General features: G+C 59.7%; 15 protein-coding genes. 10 read left to right on the plus strand and 5 right to left on the minus strand.

Going from position 1 to position 17408, the window contains the following annotated elements; all coding sequences use genetic code 11:
• Positions 1–122 precede the first annotated feature (122 nt).
• Entirely contained in the window at positions 123–1331 is a 1209-nt protein-coding gene (locus M9920_02635) for a galactose oxidase (GenBank protein MCO5051185.1), read from the minus strand.
• Between the two features lie 108 nt (positions 1332–1439).
• On the opposite strand from M9920_02635, the gene M9920_02640 reads away from it, so the two are divergent.
• Positions 1440–2372, plus strand: a complete 933-nt coding sequence (locus M9920_02640; GenBank protein MCO5051186.1) for a dihydrodipicolinate synthase family protein — start codon at positions 1440–1442, stop codon at positions 2370–2372.
• Positions 2373–2434: 62 nt separating this feature from the next.
• Here the strand turns inward: M9920_02640 and M9920_02645 are convergent, their stop codons facing one another.
• Together M9920_02645 and M9920_02650 are read right to left on the minus strand one after the other, a co-directional pair.
• Entirely contained in the window at positions 2435–3676 is a 1242-nt protein-coding gene (locus M9920_02645; protein ID MCO5051187.1) for an MFS transporter, read from the minus strand.
• A 612-nt stretch (positions 3677–4288) separates the two neighbouring features.
• Positions 4289–5347, minus strand: coding sequence for a low specificity L-threonine aldolase (locus tag M9920_02650; GenBank protein MCO5051188.1), 1059 nt, complete (start codon positions 5345–5347; stop codon positions 4289–4291).
• 195 nt (positions 5348–5542) lie between these two features.
• Between M9920_02650 and M9920_02655 the strand changes: the two genes are divergently transcribed.
• The 9 genes from M9920_02655 to M9920_02695 all read left to right on the plus strand — a co-directional run bounded on the left by M9920_02655 (position 5543) and on the right by M9920_02695 (position 13175).
• On the plus strand, positions 5543–6163 hold the full coding sequence (locus M9920_02655) for a DUF1080 domain-containing protein (protein MCO5051189.1): 621 nt from the start codon (positions 5543–5545) through the stop codon (positions 6161–6163).
• Positions 6164–6249: 86 nt separating this feature from the next.
• The gene (locus tag M9920_02660; GenBank protein MCO5051190.1) at positions 6250–7578 is read left to right on the plus strand and encodes a hypothetical protein; all 1329 of its coding nucleotides are present in this window, start codon (positions 6250–6252) and stop codon (positions 7576–7578) included.
• Between the two features lie 135 nt (positions 7579–7713).
• The gene (locus M9920_02665; GenBank protein MCO5051191.1) at positions 7714–7920 is read left to right on the plus strand and encodes a hypothetical protein; all 207 of its coding nucleotides are present in this window, start codon (positions 7714–7716) and stop codon (positions 7918–7920) included.
• Complete coding sequence (locus tag M9920_02670) at positions 7917–8198, plus strand: plasmid stabilization protein (GenBank protein ID MCO5051192.1); 282 nt, start codon at positions 7917–7919, stop codon at positions 8196–8198. The genes M9920_02665 and M9920_02670 overlap by 4 nt, the downstream gene beginning before the upstream one ends.
• Before the next feature lie 168 nt (positions 8199–8366).
• Positions 8367–8546 carry a hypothetical protein gene (locus M9920_02675; protein ID MCO5051193.1) on the plus strand — a complete coding sequence of 60 codons (180 nt, stop codon included), beginning with the start codon at positions 8367–8369 and terminating at the stop codon, positions 8544–8546.
• A 112-nt stretch (positions 8547–8658) separates the two neighbouring features.
• Positions 8659–10224 carry a sugar ABC transporter ATP-binding protein gene (locus tag M9920_02680; protein MCO5051194.1) on the plus strand — a complete coding sequence of 522 codons (1566 nt, stop codon included), beginning with the start codon at positions 8659–8661 and terminating at the stop codon, positions 10222–10224.
• Entirely contained in the window at positions 10221–11234 is a 1014-nt protein-coding gene (locus M9920_02685; GenBank protein MCO5051195.1) for an ABC transporter permease, read from the plus strand. Before M9920_02680 ends, M9920_02685 begins: the two co-directional genes overlap by 4 nt.
• A 27-nt stretch (positions 11235–11261) precedes the next feature.
• On the plus strand, positions 11262–12230 hold the full coding sequence (locus M9920_02690) for a substrate-binding domain-containing protein (protein MCO5051196.1): 969 nt from the start codon (positions 11262–11264) through the stop codon (positions 12228–12230).
• Between the two features lie 9 nt (positions 12231–12239).
• Positions 12240–13175: a family 43 glycosylhydrolase gene (locus M9920_02695; protein ID MCO5051197.1), complete on the plus strand. Its 936-nt coding sequence runs from the start codon at positions 12240–12242 to the stop codon at positions 13173–13175.
• A gap of 106 nt (positions 13176–13281) precedes the next feature.
• On the opposite strand, the gene M9920_02700 is transcribed toward M9920_02695, so the two are convergent.
• Both M9920_02700 and M9920_02705 read right to left on the minus strand, forming a co-directional pair.
• A complete protein-coding gene (locus tag M9920_02700; GenBank protein ID MCO5051198.1) occupies positions 13282–14445 on the minus strand; it encodes a DUF2961 domain-containing protein in 1164 nt (387 codons plus the stop codon).
• 128 nt (positions 14446–14573) lie between these two features.
• Entirely contained in the window at positions 14574–17336 is a 2763-nt protein-coding gene (locus M9920_02705; GenBank protein ID MCO5051199.1) for a bifunctional acetate--CoA ligase family protein/GNAT family N-acetyltransferase, read from the minus strand.
• Positions 17337–17408 lie beyond the last annotated feature (72 nt).

The following is a 17408-nucleotide window of genomic DNA, read 5'->3' on the forward strand; positions in this document are numbered from 1 at the left end:
AAGTCTGGAGCGAATCCCATGCGGACCATAATCCACCAAACAATATGCACACGAGTCCAATCGCTCCGCCGCTCAAAACCCCACAGTTTGCCCCACCCCGTCGCCCAGCATCGTCTGCCGACTCAATCGCGTCCGTTTCCACGGACAGCCCAAACTTCCGGCGAACGCACGCCTGGACGCACCTCGCCGCTGGGCAACACAAAAAGACCACGCCATCGCACCGCCGGCAACGTGGCGCGCGCAACGGGAATGTGGTCGAGCTGCGACCAGTTACCGGTGCGTAAATCCAAAGCTTGCGCCAGGTGCGGAAAACCGGGATGCCGCGCCATCGGCTGGAAGTTGACCAGCGAACCGTCATCACCACCAATAAGCAGCAAAGTGGCATCAACTATTGGCGCGGGAGAAGGCGCGGCGACGGAGGGTCGCGGCAAATCCGCCAGCCGCTCCCAGTTTCCAGACGACGGCGAATACTTCCATGCGTCGCGCAAATAAACCCGTTTCACCTTATCGCCCTGCAATCGCAAGGCCGCGCCCCCCATCAGATAGAAAGCGTCCGTCGTCGCGCCGGCAGTGGGAAGAATCCGCGCTTCACCCGGACACGGCGACAGCTCCGTCCAGGCAAGATGCGATTTCCCGGAAGCCGATCTCGTAATTTTGCTTTCTGAATTTGACCCGCCTGCTGCTGCTCTCGATTCGCCTTCTCCCTCACTGGAAGGGAGGATTGGCTCAGCGAGCGCTGCCAATTCCAAGGCGAAGCAGCGATTTAACGCCGCTTGTTCTCCCGGCGCTTCCGAACCCCCGGCAACATAAGCCACCTGTCCCACCAGCGCGCCCGCCGCATTCGCCAGCGGCACGGGCAGCGGCGGCAACTCGTGCGTGACGATTTTGCCGTTGGCCCAAGTCAGCAGAAAGGTGTTCGCGTAATGCCGTGTGGCGTCACTGCCACCAATGCACAGCACGCCGTGTTCTGTGGTCAGCGAAATTCCGTACGCCAAGGGACGGGGTAATTTACCCGCGACGCGCCAGCCGGTATTGGTTTGATCCAGCACATACACCGTGTCGTGCCAGACCTTTTGTCCGCCTTCCCACGGCATTTTGTCAGGAAAGTTGGCGCCGCCCGCCACGATTAGTTTACCATCGCTCACCCCCGCGAACGCACCCGCCACTCCCAGCGCCCCGGGCAACGGCGGCAGTTGCGACCACCGCAATTCGTTCGTCGTTACCTCGGCGTCCATCCGGGTGGCCGTCAGGACCGCGAGCACCATCATTATGAGAAAAACACGGGGCCTGGCGGATTCACGATAAGTGCGGCGCTGGGGTGATGGTTTCATAACGCACACTGCGTCCAGTGGCTCGGTCGGGAGCCTCCTACCCGTCCGTAAAAATGACAAGATAATTTGCTCCAAACCCGCCGCCGCTTGGTGTTAAGTTTGCCGCACATGAAGAATCCTTCACACGCATTAACGGGTCTGATCGCCGCCCCGTTCACGGCCATGCACGCCGATGGCAGCGTCAATTTGTCCGTAATTGATCAACAGGCCGCGCGTCTCGCCGCTGACGGAGTTGCCGGCGCGTTCATCTGCGGCAGTACCGGTGAAGGCTTGTCTCTGACGACGCCGGAACGGCAGCAAGTCGCGCAACGCTGGCGGGACGTCCTTAAAAACACCTCGCTCCAACTCGTCGTTCACGTCGGTCATAACAGCCTCGAGGAAGCCCGCCAATTGGCCGCCCAAGCGCGACAAATTCAAGCCGACGCAGTGGCCTTGGTCGCACCCAGCTACTACAAACCGGCCACCATCGAAGATTTGCTCAGCTTCTGCGTCCCCGTCGCCCGGGAATGTGCGCCGCTGCCGTTTTACTTCTATCACATTCCGCCGCTGACCGGGGTGAACCTTTCCATGTTTGAATTTTTACGTCAGGCCGAGAGCCAGATTCCCAATCTGGCCGGGATTAAATTCAGCTGCATGGACCTCGTGATTTTGCAGGAGTGTCTCAATTTTGCGGACGGACGTTTCAACATTCTGTTTGGTTGCGATGAAATGCTGCTGGGCGCGTTGGCGTTGGGCGTCACCGGAGCCGTGGGTAGCACCTATAATTATTGCGCGCCACTTTATCACGAAATCATCAACGCTTTCCGGGCTGGCCAGCTCGATAAAGCGCGGACGTTGCAACTCAAATCCGTGAAGCTCGTCGAGGCGCTGGGAACTTTTGGCGGGTTGGCCAGTGGCAAAGCGGTGATGAGTTTGACCGGAGTGGATTGCGGCCCGGTGCGATCGCCGCTGCGGAATTTGACGGCGGAACAACGCTCCCGTTTGCTCCACCAAGTTAAATCCCTGGACATCATCGCCCCCGCCCCCGCGACCGCGCACTGACCGGGCCACGTCGCCTCGCGGTCGGGACTCAATCCAGGTAGCGGCGAAGAATCGAGTGAAGATTATCGCGCCGCTGATGACTCGTCGCCGCCTTGCGGACGGATCACCAACACCACCAACACCGACAACAACGCAATCCCGGCGAACACCCCGAAGATGGCGTTCAGCGGCACATGCCGATCGCGCAAGGCGCCAAAGGCCCAATCGCCGAAACCGCCGCAACTGATGCTCACCAGATTCATGATGCCGTAGCCCGTCGCGCGCAATTCGGGGCGCGCGATCTGACACAGGATCGGCATGTTGTTGCAGTCAAAAAAGCCCCAGCCCAAGCCGAAGACGATCAACCCCGCCACCGCCATGCTGACCGTGCCCGCGTTACCCACACTGAACAAGGCAGGCAGGAACAAGACCATGCCAATGGCGCTGACAAAGATGCGTCCGCGTTTGTTGTTGCGCATCCAGCGATCCGCCAGCGCGCCGCCCACCACCGCGCCAATCAACGAAGCCACTTGCACGTACAAAATCGCTTTCACGCCCGCCGCGCCCTGTCCCAGACCGAAACGCTCGCGCAAAATGTCCGGCATCCAATCGCGCACCACCCAGCCCGCGATGGCGGGCAACGTGAAGTACAACACCAGCAAAATAAAATTGCGATTGGTCAACAATCCCCGCCACACACCGGCCTTGAGTTTCTCAGTGCTTGGTTCGGCCACCACCCGTTGCGGGGAGCGCAGCATCGCCATCAGCGGCAAGGCGTAAATCACGCCGATCAACCCGCAGGTCGTGAACGCCCAACGCCAGCCGTGGTCCGATGAATCCGCCACGTAACCGGCGAAGCCTCCCAGTATTTGCCCCACGTAAATTCCCGTTTGATGCACCCCGATCGCTCGCGAGCGGGTCAGGCCGGGATGGTAATCGGCAATGAACGCCAGCGCCGCCGGCATGTAAAACGCCTCACTGATTCCCATCAAGGCGCGTGTGGCTACCAATTCGCCAAAGGTGGTCGTGTGGCCAGTCCACCAGGTTACTACCGACCAGACCAGCAGGCTGGCCGCAATCACCCGATGCCGCCCAATCCGATCCGCCACGTACCCGCCGAAAGGACTGAGAATCGCGTAAGTCCATTTGAACGCGCCAAGCACAAGCCCCCAATCCGCGCGATTCGCAATGGTCGGAATATCCGCCACCATGGACGCCTTCATGGTGGCCAGCATCTGGCGATCGAGATAATTGAGCAGCGCCACGGGAACGAGCAGCGCCACTACAAACCAAGCAAACTTTCCAGGACTGACTGATGAATTCACTTGCGCGGCAGTGTAGGCAGTCTCTCGCCCGAGGACAACGCAGTAAAACCGGTAGGGCGCGTCACTCCCAAGAGAACAATGCCCGGCCAACTCCGCAGAGAGACAAGGGAATGATTGGCAGAGGGATGGGCATTGGGGGAGCACCGCCGTCCTCGGCGGTAGTCGTTCGCGTCGCGCGGACGACATGCTGTTCTAAAGTTAAAGGTCACCGAGGCGTCTCGACTCGGTTCGGTCGGAACTGCGGCGGGGCGCCGCAGCCACATGGTTGGCCGGAACGATTCGATTGGAGTTTGGGTGGAACGGGCCACTGGCCCGTTCCGGCTTGGCGGATGCAGATTCTGTCGGGCGAGACGCCCGCCAGCACACGCGAGACGCGTATGCTCCCCAGTCGCACTGGCACGATCACTACTGCGAAATGCACGAAATACGCAAACGGGAAGACAAGGGAATGATTGGCAGAGGGATGGGCATTGGGGGAGCACCGCCGTCTCGGCGGTGGTCGTTCGCGTCTCGCGGACGACATCCCGTTCTAAAGTAAAGAGCCACCGAGGTATCTCGACTTGGTTTGGTCGGAACTGCGGCGGGACGCCGCAGCCACATGGTTGGCCGAGGTCAGTGTTGTTCCACGGCGATTTGTCGCAAGTCGGCTAGAAACCGATCCACGTCGGCCGGAGTGGTGTCCCAACTGCACATCAAACGCGCTTCCTTCCAGCCGCCCACCCGCACGTAAAATTTCCAGCCGCGATCGTACAAGTGTCGCACCCACGCTTCGGGGATGTCCGCGAACACCGCATTGGCTTCCACCGGGTACGCCACCGTGATCCCCGGAATCTGGCGCAACCCGGCTTCCATCCGCTGCGCCATTGCATTGGCATGGCGCGCGTGCCGCAACCACGCTCCGTCCTTCAACAATCCCGTCCATGGCGCGGAAAGAAATCGCATCTTGGACGCCAGTTGCCCGCCTTGTTTGCAGCGATAATCAAATTCCCGCGCCAGTTCGTGATTGAAGAACACCACCGCTTCGCCCAGCGCCAGACCGTTTTTTGAGCCGCCGAAACCCAGCACATCCACGCCGGATTTCCACGTCGCCTCGGCCGGAGAAATGCCCAGCGCGGCCACCGCATTGGCAAAGCGCGCGCCATCCAGGTGAACGCGCAACCCCAAGCGCCGCGCCTCCTCGGTCAACACGCGCAGTTCGTCCCGCGAGTAAACCGTGCCCACTTCGGTGGCTTGCGTCAGACTCAGCACCTGCGGTTTGGGATAGTGAATGTCCGTGCGTTTGTTGACGGCGCGCTCGATGTCGGCGGGATCAACTTTGCCGTTCGCGCCGCGCAACAGCAGGATTTTGCTGCCGTTGGCAAAAAACTCCGGCGCGCCACATTCCGAGGTTTCCAGGTGCGACATCTCGTGACACAAAATGCTGTGATACGACTGACATAACGCCGCCAGAACCAGCGAATTGGCCGCCGTTCCGTTGAACACAAAGAACACTTCGCAATCCGTCTCGAATACCTCCCGCAACATATCCGCAGCACGTTGGGTCCAGGTGTCGTTGCCGTAACCGACGGCATGATCCACATTGGCCGCCTGCATGGCTTCCCAGGCTTCGGGACAAATCCCGGCGTAGTTGTCGCTGGCAAAATGGCGTCGAGGCAAAGTCGTTTCAGACATGCTCCGAGCTTAATCAAACCTTTGGCCGGGAAAAGCAGAACCGCACGAGCGCCCCTGAACGGATCGAAGCGAGGCAGCGATGACAAGCCCGGAGAAGCGCTGGGGAACGACTGGATACGGCCGCCCGGGGTTTTATGGGGTATTGGGGTGCTATTTGGCTTGGCGGGGGGGGCGGGGCGTTTTATTGTCTGCGTCATGAAATGGACCTGGATTTTGTCACTGACCGTGGTGGCTCTGACTTCCGGCGCGGTGGCGCAGGAGGCGGGCTTTAAATCGTTGATGGATGGCAAGACTTTTGCCGGTTGGCAGCTCGCGACGGAGAACACCAATTCGTTCCGGATCGAGGACGGCGCGTTTGTCGCCAATGGTAACGCCTGCCACTTGTTCTACGTGGGTGACGAGCAGCCGTTCAAAAATTTCCATCTCAAGGTGGAGGTCAAAACGGACCCGGTGTCCAACGGCGGCATTTATTTCCACACCAAGTATCAGGAAAAGGGCTGGCCGCGGGGCGGGTTTGAATGTCAGGTCAACAACACGCACGGGGACTGGAAGAAAACGGGCAGCCTCTACGACGCGGTCAACGTCTCGCAATCCCTGGCCCGCGACAACCAATGGTGGACGCAGGAAATCATCGTCGAAGGCAGCAAAGTCACGGTGAAGGTGGATGGCCAGATCGTGCTGGAATATAACGAGCCGCCCGGCGCGCAGCCGGGCAAGGATTTCGAGCGCAAACTGTCACAGGGCACGTTTGCCTTGCAGGCGCACGATCCCAAGAGCGTGGTGCGCTACCGGAACATCCGCGTCAAACGGCTGTAATTTTCTCCCGGTCGCGGCTTCACGGGCTGAAGGGGGTGCGGGGTTGGATTTGGCAACGCGCGAATCGGCCCTATAATTCCGTAGTCATGCTGGCAACGTCAGAGATCATTCAAGCCGCCGCGCAAACCAACCGGATCAACCGCCTCTGGCCGCGGTGGCGCGAAGTGCCGTTGTATCACGCGACCCTGACGACACCGCATCCGACGCTGCCCGAGTTACCGATCATCACCAAGCGCGAGATGCGCGCGGGCTTCCCCAAAAACTTTCTGCCCGAGCGGCTTTCCCTGGACGACCTGGTTTCCCGGCGCGTGGTGGAACTGGAGTACACCTCGGGCACTTCCGAGGAGCGATTGCCGGTCATCATGCCGTTGGGGTGGTGGAACGAACAGGAAGCGCGGGCGTTGCGGTTGAATCACTTCGTGGCCCGGGTGCTGGAGCAACAGCCCCACGCGCGCCGCGCCACGTTGACGCCGCCCGCCTGCAACGGGCTTACCTGTCCGACGGTCTGGGCTTCTCCGGCGGAACGCACGCTGGGCAACACGCTTTATCTGAACCTCGCGCGGATTCCCTTCACGCTGGATGAAACGGAGCTGCAACGCATGGCGCAGGAGGCGCTGGATTGGCAGCCGCAATTTCTGGATTTGGACCCGGTGCATGGGCTGTGGTTCGCCTTGTTCTGCGAGCGGGCCGGCCTCCGGTTGCTCTCGGTTCAATTCATCCTCTGCAGTTATGAATTCGTCAGCGTCGTACACCGGCGGATTTTGCAGCGGGTCTTTGGCGTGCCGGTGTTCAATCTGTATGGCTCGACGGAGACGGGCCATCTGTTGATGGAAGACGAGTCCGGCGCGATGAAACCCAGCTACGAAACGGCGTTCCTCGAGGTGATGGAACCCGATGCGTCCGGGATCGGTCCGCTGCTGGTCACGACGCTGTCCAACGATTACATGCCGCTGCTGCGCTATCGCATCGGCGACCTGGTGCGGCGGCACGAACGGGCTTACGGCACGGATTACACGGTGCACGGGCGGATTCGGGACGCGCTCACGGCGGCGGACGGGCGGCGCGTCACGACGTGGCAGGTGGATCAATGCCTGCGCGACGTCGGGGGGCTGGCGCATTACCAACTGCGCCAGACGGACGCGGCTCAATTTGACCTGCGCTATATTGCGGACGCTCAAGGACCGTCAGCGGCGGATCAAGCCACCATTGCCACCCGTTTGAAAGCCCTGCTGGGCGTGCCGGTCAAAATGACCGCCGTCCCGCTCTTACTACCCGAAGCCTCCGGCAAATTCCGCCTCACCCATCGGGTCACGACTCCAGATCACGCCACTATGGGCGAGACCACCGAAACGCTGCACAAGAAACAGGGCTGCAAAGAAGAAGCAAACGGCGGCACTGGTAGCGTCGCTCCATGAGCGACGCCATCTGACGATGAATTTAGCGGCGGTCACAGACCGCCGCTACAAGACTGCTACAATCAAGTCGCTCCGGGCAACCGGGGTGGCTTTTCCGTTGTTGGCAAAAAATTCGGATGGAAGTATCATTTCCGCATGAATGGCTATGCCGCAACTTTGGAAGCTCTGTCCGCCTTGCCGTTGGACGAGCAGGAATCGGTCGTTGCCGTCGTGCAGCATCGTCTCGCGGAACAACGCCGGGCGGAGTTGATTGCCACGGTTAAGCAGGCCCGCAAGGAATTCGCCGCCGGCAAAGGCAAATCTGCTTCCGTTGCCGCCATCATGCGGCAGGTCAAACCGTGAAACACCAGTTGCTGACCAGTCCGGCGTTTTTGCGTTCCGCCAAGCGATACCTCAAGAAACACCCGGCTGCCGCGACTGAACTGGAAACGCTGCTCGAATGTCTGACCGCCGATCCGTTTGCGCCCGCGCTTCGCACACACAAACTCAAAGGCGCGCTGGCTGGTTCCTGGGCTTCCAGCGGCGGATATGATTTGCGCGTGGTTTTTCATCTGACCAAACATCGCGGTCACGCCGCGATTGCGCTCGAAGCCGTTGGCGCGCACGACGAAGTTTATTGATAAATTTATTGATGTAGCGTCGCTCTATGAGCGACGGAAATTTAGCGGCGGTCACAGACCGCCGCTACAAGGCCGCTACAATCAAGCCGCTCCGAGCAACCGGGGCGGCTTGGCATTTTCCGTGGCGATGCTGGACACCCTCTCTCGCTTTTGGAAGACTGCGCGGGCGTGAAACAATCAATCGTCACCGTGGATATGGAAGGCGTGTTGACGCCGGAAAGCTGGATCGCCGGCGCCGAGAACATCGGCATTCCGAAATTATCTCACGCCCGGCACCGGCCATGGGCGAAAGGCGGGGACGAACCGACCAGGGCGTCTAACGTTCCGGTGACTCGCACCTGGGCATAACTGGATTGATGAGCCTATCGAACCACTTTCAAGCAAATGGAGTTTTGCTCCCGTTCCCATTATTTTCCATGTCTCCGCGTGAAACTCCCAACGGCTTGAACGCCGCCAACCGATGACCGCAGCGCCACCAGTCAGTACCGAGCGCGTGCCTTTGGTGCGCCTGACCGGCATCTCGAAGCGCTTCGGTCCGGTGCGCGTGCTGCATCAGGTACAATTGGAGGTGGCGGCGGGCGAAGTTCACGTGCTGGCGGGTGAAAATGGAGCGGGCAAAAGCACCTTGATAAAAATTCTCGCGGGCATTCACACCGATTTCGAAGGCCGCATCGAATACGCGGGTCGAGCCGCCCGGCCCCGCTCGCCGTTGGAAGCCAACGCGCTCGGCGTGGCGGTGATCCATCAGGAATTGTCGCTGATCGGCCCCATGAGCGTGGCGGACAACATTTTTCTCGGTCGCATGCCGACGCGCAACGGTTTCGTCCGCGACGCGCGCCAGCATGAGGAAGCCCGGCACTGGGTGCGGCAACTGGGGCTGGAATTGGACGTGCGCCGGCCAGTTGAACAATTTCCCATCGCCGTCCAGCAACTCATCGAGATCGCCAAGGCGCTGAGTCAAAACGCCCGGGTGCTCGTCATGGATGAACCGACCAGCGCTTTGAACGCGCCCGAAGTCGAGAAGCTCTTTGGCCTGATCCGCACCTTGAAAGCCCGCGGCTGCGGGATCGTTTACATCACGCACAAGATGGAGGAGATCGAGCACATCGCGGATCGCATCACGGTGCTGCGCGATGGCGAATGGATCGGCACCGCTCCGGCCAAAGAGCTGCCCCCGGCGCAATTCATTCAATGGATGGTCGGTCGCGAGTTGGGGGAACAATTTCCCCGCCGCGCGCCCCAGCCGGGCGCCGAACGATTGCGGCTTGAAAATTTCAATGTTCATCCTGACGGCTTTGCCGCCAAGCCGGCGGCGGAAAACATCACGCTGGCAGTCCGGGCCGGCGAGATCCTCGGCATCGGGGGTCTGCAAGGTTCCGGCGCGAGCCAATTGTTGCTCGGTCTGTTCGGCGCGTACGGTCACTTGACCCGTGGCCGGGTGTGGTTAGAGGGCCAAGAAACCCGTTTTACAAGCCCGCGCGCCGCAATCAGCTCCGGTCTGGTTTTATTGACCAACGATCGCAAAGCCACCGGATTGGTTTTGCCGCTTTCCATTATCGCCAATGCCACGCTGGCCGGTTTGCGCGAGCTGACCCGCGCGGGTTGGCGTCACCCCGCCACCGAACGCGCCGCGGCGGAACGCACGACCGGTCAGATGAGATTGCGCGCGGCCTCGCTGGATTTGGAGGTCGGCGCGCTCTCGGGCGGCAACCAACAAAAAGTGGCCATCGCCAAATGGCTGCAAACCCAGCCCAAGGTGTTGTTGCTCGATGAACCGACGCGCGGAATTGACGTCGGCGCCAAACGCGAGATTTATCAATTGATGGATGAATGGACGGCGCAAGGCATGGCCATCATCCTGATTACGTCCGAGCTGCCCGAGTTGATGACCTTGAGCGATCGCATCGTGGTGCTGCATCGCGGCCGATTGACCGCCGCCTTCACCCGCGCCCAGGCGACCCCCGAAACCATTCTGGCGGCGGCCATGGGACACGCCGCCGTTCCGACTGCCATCCAAAAATCATGAGCGAAACCTCCCCAACCAAATCGCCTAATCCTTTCATCCAGTGCGTATCCAGCCCGGCGGGGCGCGCGTTTCTCGCGCTGTTGCTCGTGTGTCTGGTCGGCACGATCTTCAATGCTGACGGCGCGTTTTTCAAAATCGGCACGCACCGTGACGCGCTGCGCCAGGCGTCGGTGTACGGCATTCTCGCGTGCGGCTCGACGCTGGTCATCATCACGGCGGGAATTGATCTGGCGGTGGGCAGTGTGCTGGCGTTGGTGGCGGTTTGTTGTTCCAAGATGGCCATCCATTGGGGCTGGAGCGGATGGCTGGTCGTTCCCGCCTGTTTGCTGGTGGGGTGCGCGAGCGGCGGGTTGGCGGGCGTGGTGACGGCGCGACTGCGCGTGCAACCATTCATCGCCACGCTGGCCTTGATGGTGCTGGCGCGCGGCGCGGCCAAATACGCCTCCGGCGGCATGAAGGTTTCCACCGCGGTAAAGAACGCAAGCGGCGGTTACGATTACGTGGATGTGCCCGCGTTGTTTCGCCTGGTGGACACGCGGATCCTTGGCGGCCATCTCTCGGTGGTGACGGTGATTTTTCTCGTCTGCCTGGGGCTGGCGTGGCTGGCGCTGGCTAAACATAGTTGGGGGCGTTACCTGTATGCCATTGGCGGCAACGAGGAAGCTTCGCGACTCTCCGGCGTGCCGGTGGTTTGGGCTAAAATTTTTGCCTATGTCGCCTCGGGCATGTTGGCGGCCGTGGCGGGGATTTGTCAGGCCGCGCAGGAACAACAAGGCGATCCCGAAGCGGGGGTGGGCTACGAATTGATTGCCATCGCGATGGTGGTCATTGGCGGCACCAGTTTGATGGGCGGACGCGGCGGCATGGGTTTGACCTTGCTGGGCGTTCTGACTATTGGTTATCTGGACAAGATTCTTAGCATCAACGCCGTGCCGGAAGCGGGGCGATTGATGTTGACCGGCGTCATCATCGTAACGGCGGTGTTGACGCAACAACGTAAACGAACGTAAACGAACTTTGGCAAATCAAACCAACGCATGAAATCGAAAGCCCCTCGTCTGCTCACCTTACTGTCCCTCGGCTTGACCGCGATCCTATGGAGCGGTTGCTCGGACGCCTCCAAGTCCTCCAGCGACGCGGCCCCATCAGGTGGCGCGCGCACGTTCACCATCGGCATGTCGCAATGCAACCTGGGCGAACCCTGGCGCGTGCAGATGAATGAGGACATCAAAAACGCCGCCGCCAAGCACGCCAACTTAAAAGTGGTTTTCAAGGACGCGCAAAACGACACGCTGAAACAGCGCGCCCACGTCGAGGAATTTGTCAGTTCCAAGGTGGACCTGCTCATCATCAGTCCGAAGGAGGCGCAGCCGCTCACCGAACCGGTGGCCAAAGCGATGGAAGCGGGCATCCCGGTCATCGTGCTGGATCGCCGGTTGCTCGGGGACCAATACACCTGCTTCATCGGCGCGGACAACAAGAAGATCGGCAAAGCCGCGGGTGAATGGATCGTCAAGACGCTCGGCGGCCAGGGCAGCATTGTCGAGTTGATGGGCCTGCAAACCTCCACGCCGGGCCAGGATCGGCACAGCGGCTTTGTGGAAGGCATCGCTGGTTCGAATCTCAAAATCATCTTCAGCGCGGATATGAAGTGGCTTGAACCCGATGCCCGCAAAGAAATGGAATCCGCCCTGTCCCGCTTTGATAAAATTGATCTGGTCTATGCGCACAACGATCCCGGTGCGCATGGCGCCTATCTCGCCGCCAAAGCGGCCGGGCGCACGGGCATCAAGTTCGTCGGCATTGACGCGTTGCCGCAGGAAGGGGTGGCCTACGTGAGCCAGGGTATTTTGGACGCCACCTTTCAATACCCAACCGGTGGTGCGGAAGCGATTGATACCGCCCTGAAAATTCTTCAAGGCGAAACGGCACCCAAAGAAATCGTGCTCGGCACCCGGCTGTTCGACAAAGCGAATGTGACGCAAGGCGGACTGGAACTGAAGTAAATCGCACTTATGAAACAACTGGCAATCGGATGGCTTCTGACGTTCACCCTGGCGACCGCCACCGTCGCCACGACGCAACCACGCACGTTGGTCACAAGCGGTGAGTTCAAACAAATTTACAATCCCAGCGTGGGCGAGTCGTCACCCTGGTACATCAACGATCACTGCTTCATTCGCGCGCAAGACGGCAAGTGGCATTTGTTCGGCATCACGCGCGAGGAGCCGGCCAAGCCGATGGAGGAAATCACCTTCGCGCACGCCACGGCGGACACCTTGACGCAATCGCCGTGGCAGAAGTTGCCACCTGCGCTGACGGTGGCTCGCGAAGCCCCCTGGCGGGAAGTGCATTTGTGGGCGCCGCATGTGATTTTTCACAACAACCTCTATTACATGTTCTATTGCGCGGGCGGGATCAACAGCAACACGAACTATCAGATCTGTCTGGCCACCTCGCCCGATCTGAAGACTTGGACGCGCTCGCCGAAAAATCCACTGGTCGTGGACGGTTACGATGCGCGCGATCCCTATATTCTGCGCCTGTCCGACCGGTGGGTGATGTATTACACCGCCACCAGTCAACCGCAAGGCGGCAATCATATCGTGGCTTACGTAACCAGTCAGGACTTGTTGACCTGGACCAATCGCGGGGTGGCGTTCACTGATCCGGCCACGGGAACGTGGGGCGGCCCGACGGAATCTCCCTTCGTTGTTCCGCATGGTGGGGCTTATTATTTGTTTATCGGCCCGCGCGACGCCTACGACAGCACGCATGTGTTTGTGAGCAAAGACCCCTTCCATTGGAGCATTGAGAACAAAGTGGGCGACATTCCGGCGCACGCGGCGGAAGTCATTCAGGATACGGATGGCCAATGGTATGTCAGTCGTGCGGGTTGGGGTAAAGGCGGCGTTTATCTCGCTCCGCTCACCTGGCACGACACCCCTTGAACGCGTGGTTGAAAATTGCTTGCGCCCGATTGAAACGCAAAGACCTTCTCAACCGCATCCGGATTTTCTGCCAACCGGCAGCTCACTCCGTTCGCAGTAACGGAATTTACTTCAACTCCAGTTCGTCCTTGCTGGGCAACGGTGGGAACTTGCCGTGAGGTTCGGTTTGATACCAGAACGCCACTGACGCGATGTCATCCTTGAGCGGGAGGTACCGTCCCCCCGACATCCAGCCGAGCGCTTGGATGGTCACTTTCAAGTCCTGGTCGAATCGAATCGGATCGGTGATGTGCCAGCGATACAGCCCGAAGCGTTGCTGCGAATCGTAAAGGCCGTCCGGACGAATGACCTGCGGCATCCCCGCGTAGGGCCCGGTAAATTCCGTGTACCGTCGTTTGCCATCCGGTCCGCCAGTATCGAAATTGTAACTGCCACAGAAATAATCTTCCGTGCCCGTGCCGGCGATGGTCGGAAACTCCTTGTCGCCATCCAGATAGAATTTGATTTCACCCTCACCCCACCAACCGGTGCTGTGAACTTCCCACGCCAGATAAGTGCCGACGTAATGTCCCTTGCCCGTCACGCCATCAAGGATGGTGTATAGCCCGGCCTGTCGGAGCGGATCTTCCCGACGGAATTGCGCATGGAAATACGCCGCGTCATCCGGCACCGAGGTAAGCGCGTAATCAATCTGATAATAAATGGTGATTTGCGCGTCATCGAGGTTTTCAATGGTCACCCGCGCCTTTTTGCGAAACGGCATTTGCCAGTAAGAATTAAAGGCGCTGCCCGGGTTGACCCCCACCGCGAGTGAATTGATCTGGCAGTAGCGCGCCCAACCGCACGCAAAAAAATCTCCCAACGGCACCTCCACCGAAGGCTCGGGCTCGTCATCCCAATAAAACCGCAAAATCATCCAACGCGTTTTGTCCAGCGGCGCGGGGGTCAGCCAGATGTGTTGAATGCAACCCGGACCGTCAATTTCCGCCAGCGTGAAAGTTTTCTTGCCCGGAATATGAACGTAAGGCGATAGCTTCCAACCCGGCCCCAAATCGCGGGCCGCATGACGGGCCGGACCATCGGTGGACATGGCGCCCTTCCCTTTTTCGCCCGTGAAATTCTCCGGAGAGATCGAGCGCGATTTGGCATCGGACAGGCGATAGAGATTTCCGATATCGGTGCCCAGACCGTTAAACGGAGTGTCCGCAGCCCAAGTAAAGGCAGCGGCTAAAACAACGCTGAACCAGGTGATGAGAATTTTTGTTTTCATGTTTGGCAATCAAGTCAGGGTGACGAAACAACGATTTATCTTTGTGTAAAATCCCGGAGGCCGTCCAGTGATTTTTATCGCGCCACCCACCACGGTTCACGCCCATCGGGTCGGCGCTCCGAGTCGAACTACGATTTTACCGCGTACTCAGCCATGATGTCAGCGCCGCCGGGTTGAACCCGGATGCGGAAGCCCAGTTTTTTGACCAAAGCTTTCATGCCATGATTTCCGGCCAAAATCTCCGCCGTCACGCGCGACAGCTTTTCGTTCGCGGCCACCTGCAAAATCCGACGCAGCAATTCCGTACCGATTCCCTGTTGCTGCCAGCGGTCACTCACCAGCAGCGCAAACTCGGCCTCGTTCAAACCGCGATGCTTGGTCAGTCGGCCCACGCCGAGGATTTGGTTCGCCGCACCTTTGACCTTGAGTTCGGCCACGAGCGCCATCTCCCGATCGTAATCGTTGAAGCAAATCCGGACCAGGCGCTCGTGCGCAATGCGCTCGTCGAGTTTCAACTGGTTGAAGTAACGCAGATAAACGCTCTCCGGCGACAGCGTTTGATGGAACGTCACCAGCAGCGGTTCGTCCTCGGGACGGATCGGGCGGATGGTGATGGCGGTGCCGTCCTTGGTCTTCCAACGGGAAACGTAGCGCATCGGATACGGACGAATGGCGAGCTTCGGCAAATGCGCCTCCGACATTTGCGGTTCATGCAAAATGACCCGCGCATCGAGTGCCACGAGTTGATCCGCCGAGGCGAAGAGCGGATTGATGTCAATTTCCTTGATCCACCGCTGCTCGGCCACCAACTGGCTGAAGCTCACCATCAATTTTTCCAGGGCCGCCAGATTCACGGCTTTGCGACCGCGCACGCCTTTGAGCGCTTGATAAATCTTCGTTGTTTCCATCATGCGCCGCGCCAGCGTCGTGTTCAACGGCGGCAAGCCCAGCGCCTTGTCCTTGAACACCTCGACCAATTGTCCGCCCATCCCGAAAAGCAGCACCGGACCAAATTGCGGATCCACACTGCTGCCCAGGATCAGTTCATACCCCTCGCCCAACGAAATCATCGGCTGCACGGTCACCCCCTGAAAATGTTGCGCGCCCGCCTTTTTGCCGCAGGCGGATTTGATGGCCTTGAACGCGCGCCGCACTTCCGCGCCGCTGCGCAGATTCAATTGCACGCCGCCGACGTCGGTCTTGTGCGTGATGGTCCGCGAATACAGCTTGAGCACCACCGGAAACCGCAGGCGCGTGGCCAATCGCACCGCCTCGGTCTCCGTCCGCGCGATCTGGGTGGGAACGGTGGGAATTTGGTAACAATCCAGGAGCGCTTTGGATTCAGCCTCGGTGAGCGTCGTGCGCTCCGCGCGCCGGACTTTTTCAATCAAGGCGTTGGCTTGGGCACGACCGGATTCCAAGTTGCCGTCCGCCGCCGAAGGCACGGGCGTTTCGTAGAGAGCGCGAATGTTTTGCGCGTATTTGAACATCTGGGTAAAAACGCGCGCGGCGGTGTCCGGGTAAGGAAAGGTCGGGATTCCGGCGACATTCAGAATCGCCTCCCCCGCCGCCACCTCGTCGCCGCCCATCCAACTGGCCAGCACAGGTTTGCCCTCGATGTGGCCAAACGCCTTCAACTTTTCCGCCGTGCCCGTGCTGTCGGTCATGGCTTGCGGCGTCAGGATGACCAGCAATCCGTTGCTCTGCGGATCACGCCCGGTGATCTCCAGAGTTTTCGCGTACACCTCGGCGCTCGCGTCACCCAAAACGTCAATCGGGTTGTTGTGCGACCAGGCCGCCGGAAGAATTTTGTTCAGTTCCTCCACCGTGGCCTTGGAAAGGTCCGCCAATGCGCCGCCGTTGGTGATCAATGCGTCCGTCGCCAACACGCCCGGACCGCCGGCATTGGTGATCATGGTCAACCGATTTCCTTTTGGACGCGGTTGCCGTCCGATCACTTCGGACATGTAGAACAAGTCGGAAATGTTGTTCACCCGGAGCACGCCACAGCGCTTGAACGCGGCGTCCAGGACGTCGTCGCTACCAGTCAACGAACCCGTATGCGAAGCGGCGGCGCGCGCCGCTCCCTCGGTACGGCCGGGTTTGATGAGGATGATCGGCTTGCTCAAGGCAACTTCGCGGGCGGCGGATAAAAACGCCCGCGCATCGCCAATCGTTTCCATGTAAATGACAATGCTCTTGGTGTGCGGATCGTCCCCCAGGTAATAAATCAAGTCGCCCCAGCCCACATCGAGCATTGAACCCACCGAAGTGAACGTGCTGAAACCGACCTTCTCCTTCAACGACCAATCCAATACCGCGGTGCATAACGCTCCGCTCTGACTCAGAAAGCCGACGTTGCCCGGGCGCGCAATGGTGGTGGCAAACGTGGCGTTTAATCCCTGATGCGGCATCATAACGCCAAGACAGTTCGGCCCCACGATGCGCATACGGCCACCGCGCGCACAGTCCAGAATCGCCTTTTCTAACGCCACCCCTTCCGATCCGGTCTCCTTGAACCCTGCGCTGATGATGATGGCGCCGGGAATTCGCGCCTCGACGCACTCTTGAATGAGACTCGGAACCGTTTTGGCCGGAGTGCAAATAACGGCCAAATCCACCGGCTCAGGCAAGGCGCCGACGCGCGGGTAAGCTTTGACGCCGAGGACGGAATTGCGTTTCGGGTTGACCGGATAAACCGGCCCCCTGAAACCACCGCGACCGAGATTTTGAAAAATGGTGCGACCGACGCTGCCCGGATTTTCCGTCGCGCCAATCAAGGCAAGGGAACGCGGGCGGAAGATTGCATCCAACGGCAATTTTCGCGCGTGGTGAAAAATATCATGCGCGGACTCGATGGCTTGCGAGTTGTGCGAGGCGGTCGTTTCCATGACGCTCTTGTTTTAGCTAATAATAACCTAGCTGCATACGACAATTTCGGCTGACTGCGGATTGTCATTCTA

It is taken from the genome of Verrucomicrobiia bacterium, assembly GCA_023953615.1.
Classification (GTDB): Bacteria; Verrucomicrobiota; Verrucomicrobiia; order Limisphaerales; family JADLHS01; genus JADLHS01.

Coding starts and splice junctions, on each gene's coding strand:
- M9920_02640 (MCO5051186.1), top strand. CDS start 1,440: ATGAAGAATCCTTCACACGCATTAACGGGTCTGATCGCCGCCCCGTTC.
- M9920_02705 (MCO5051199.1), bottom strand. CDS start 17,336: ATGGAAACGACCGCCTCGCACAACTCGCAAGCCATCGAGTCCGCGCAT.
- M9920_02635 (MCO5051185.1), bottom strand. CDS start 1,331: ATGAAACCATCACCCCAGCGCCGCACTTATCGTGAATCCGCCAGGCCC.
- M9920_02650 (MCO5051188.1), bottom strand. CDS start 5,347: ATGTCTGAAACGACTTTGCCTCGACGCCATTTTGCCAGCGACAACTAC.
- M9920_02660 (MCO5051190.1), top strand. CDS start 6,250: ATGCTGGCAACGTCAGAGATCATTCAAGCCGCCGCGCAAACCAACCGG.
- M9920_02655 (MCO5051189.1), top strand. CDS start 5,543: ATGAAATGGACCTGGATTTTGTCACTGACCGTGGTGGCTCTGACTTCC.
- M9920_02700 (MCO5051198.1), bottom strand. CDS start 14,445: ATGAAAACAAAAATTCTCATCACCTGGTTCAGCGTTGTTTTAGCCGCT.
- M9920_02685 (MCO5051195.1), top strand. CDS start 10,221: ATGAGCGAAACCTCCCCAACCAAATCGCCTAATCCTTTCATCCAGTGC.
- M9920_02695 (MCO5051197.1), top strand. CDS start 12,240: ATGAAACAACTGGCAATCGGATGGCTTCTGACGTTCACCCTGGCGACC.
- M9920_02665 (MCO5051191.1), top strand. CDS start 7,714: ATGAATGGCTATGCCGCAACTTTGGAAGCTCTGTCCGCCTTGCCGTTG.
- M9920_02680 (MCO5051194.1), top strand. CDS start 8,659: ATGACCGCAGCGCCACCAGTCAGTACCGAGCGCGTGCCTTTGGTGCGC.
- M9920_02690 (MCO5051196.1), top strand. CDS start 11,262: ATGAAATCGAAAGCCCCTCGTCTGCTCACCTTACTGTCCCTCGGCTTG.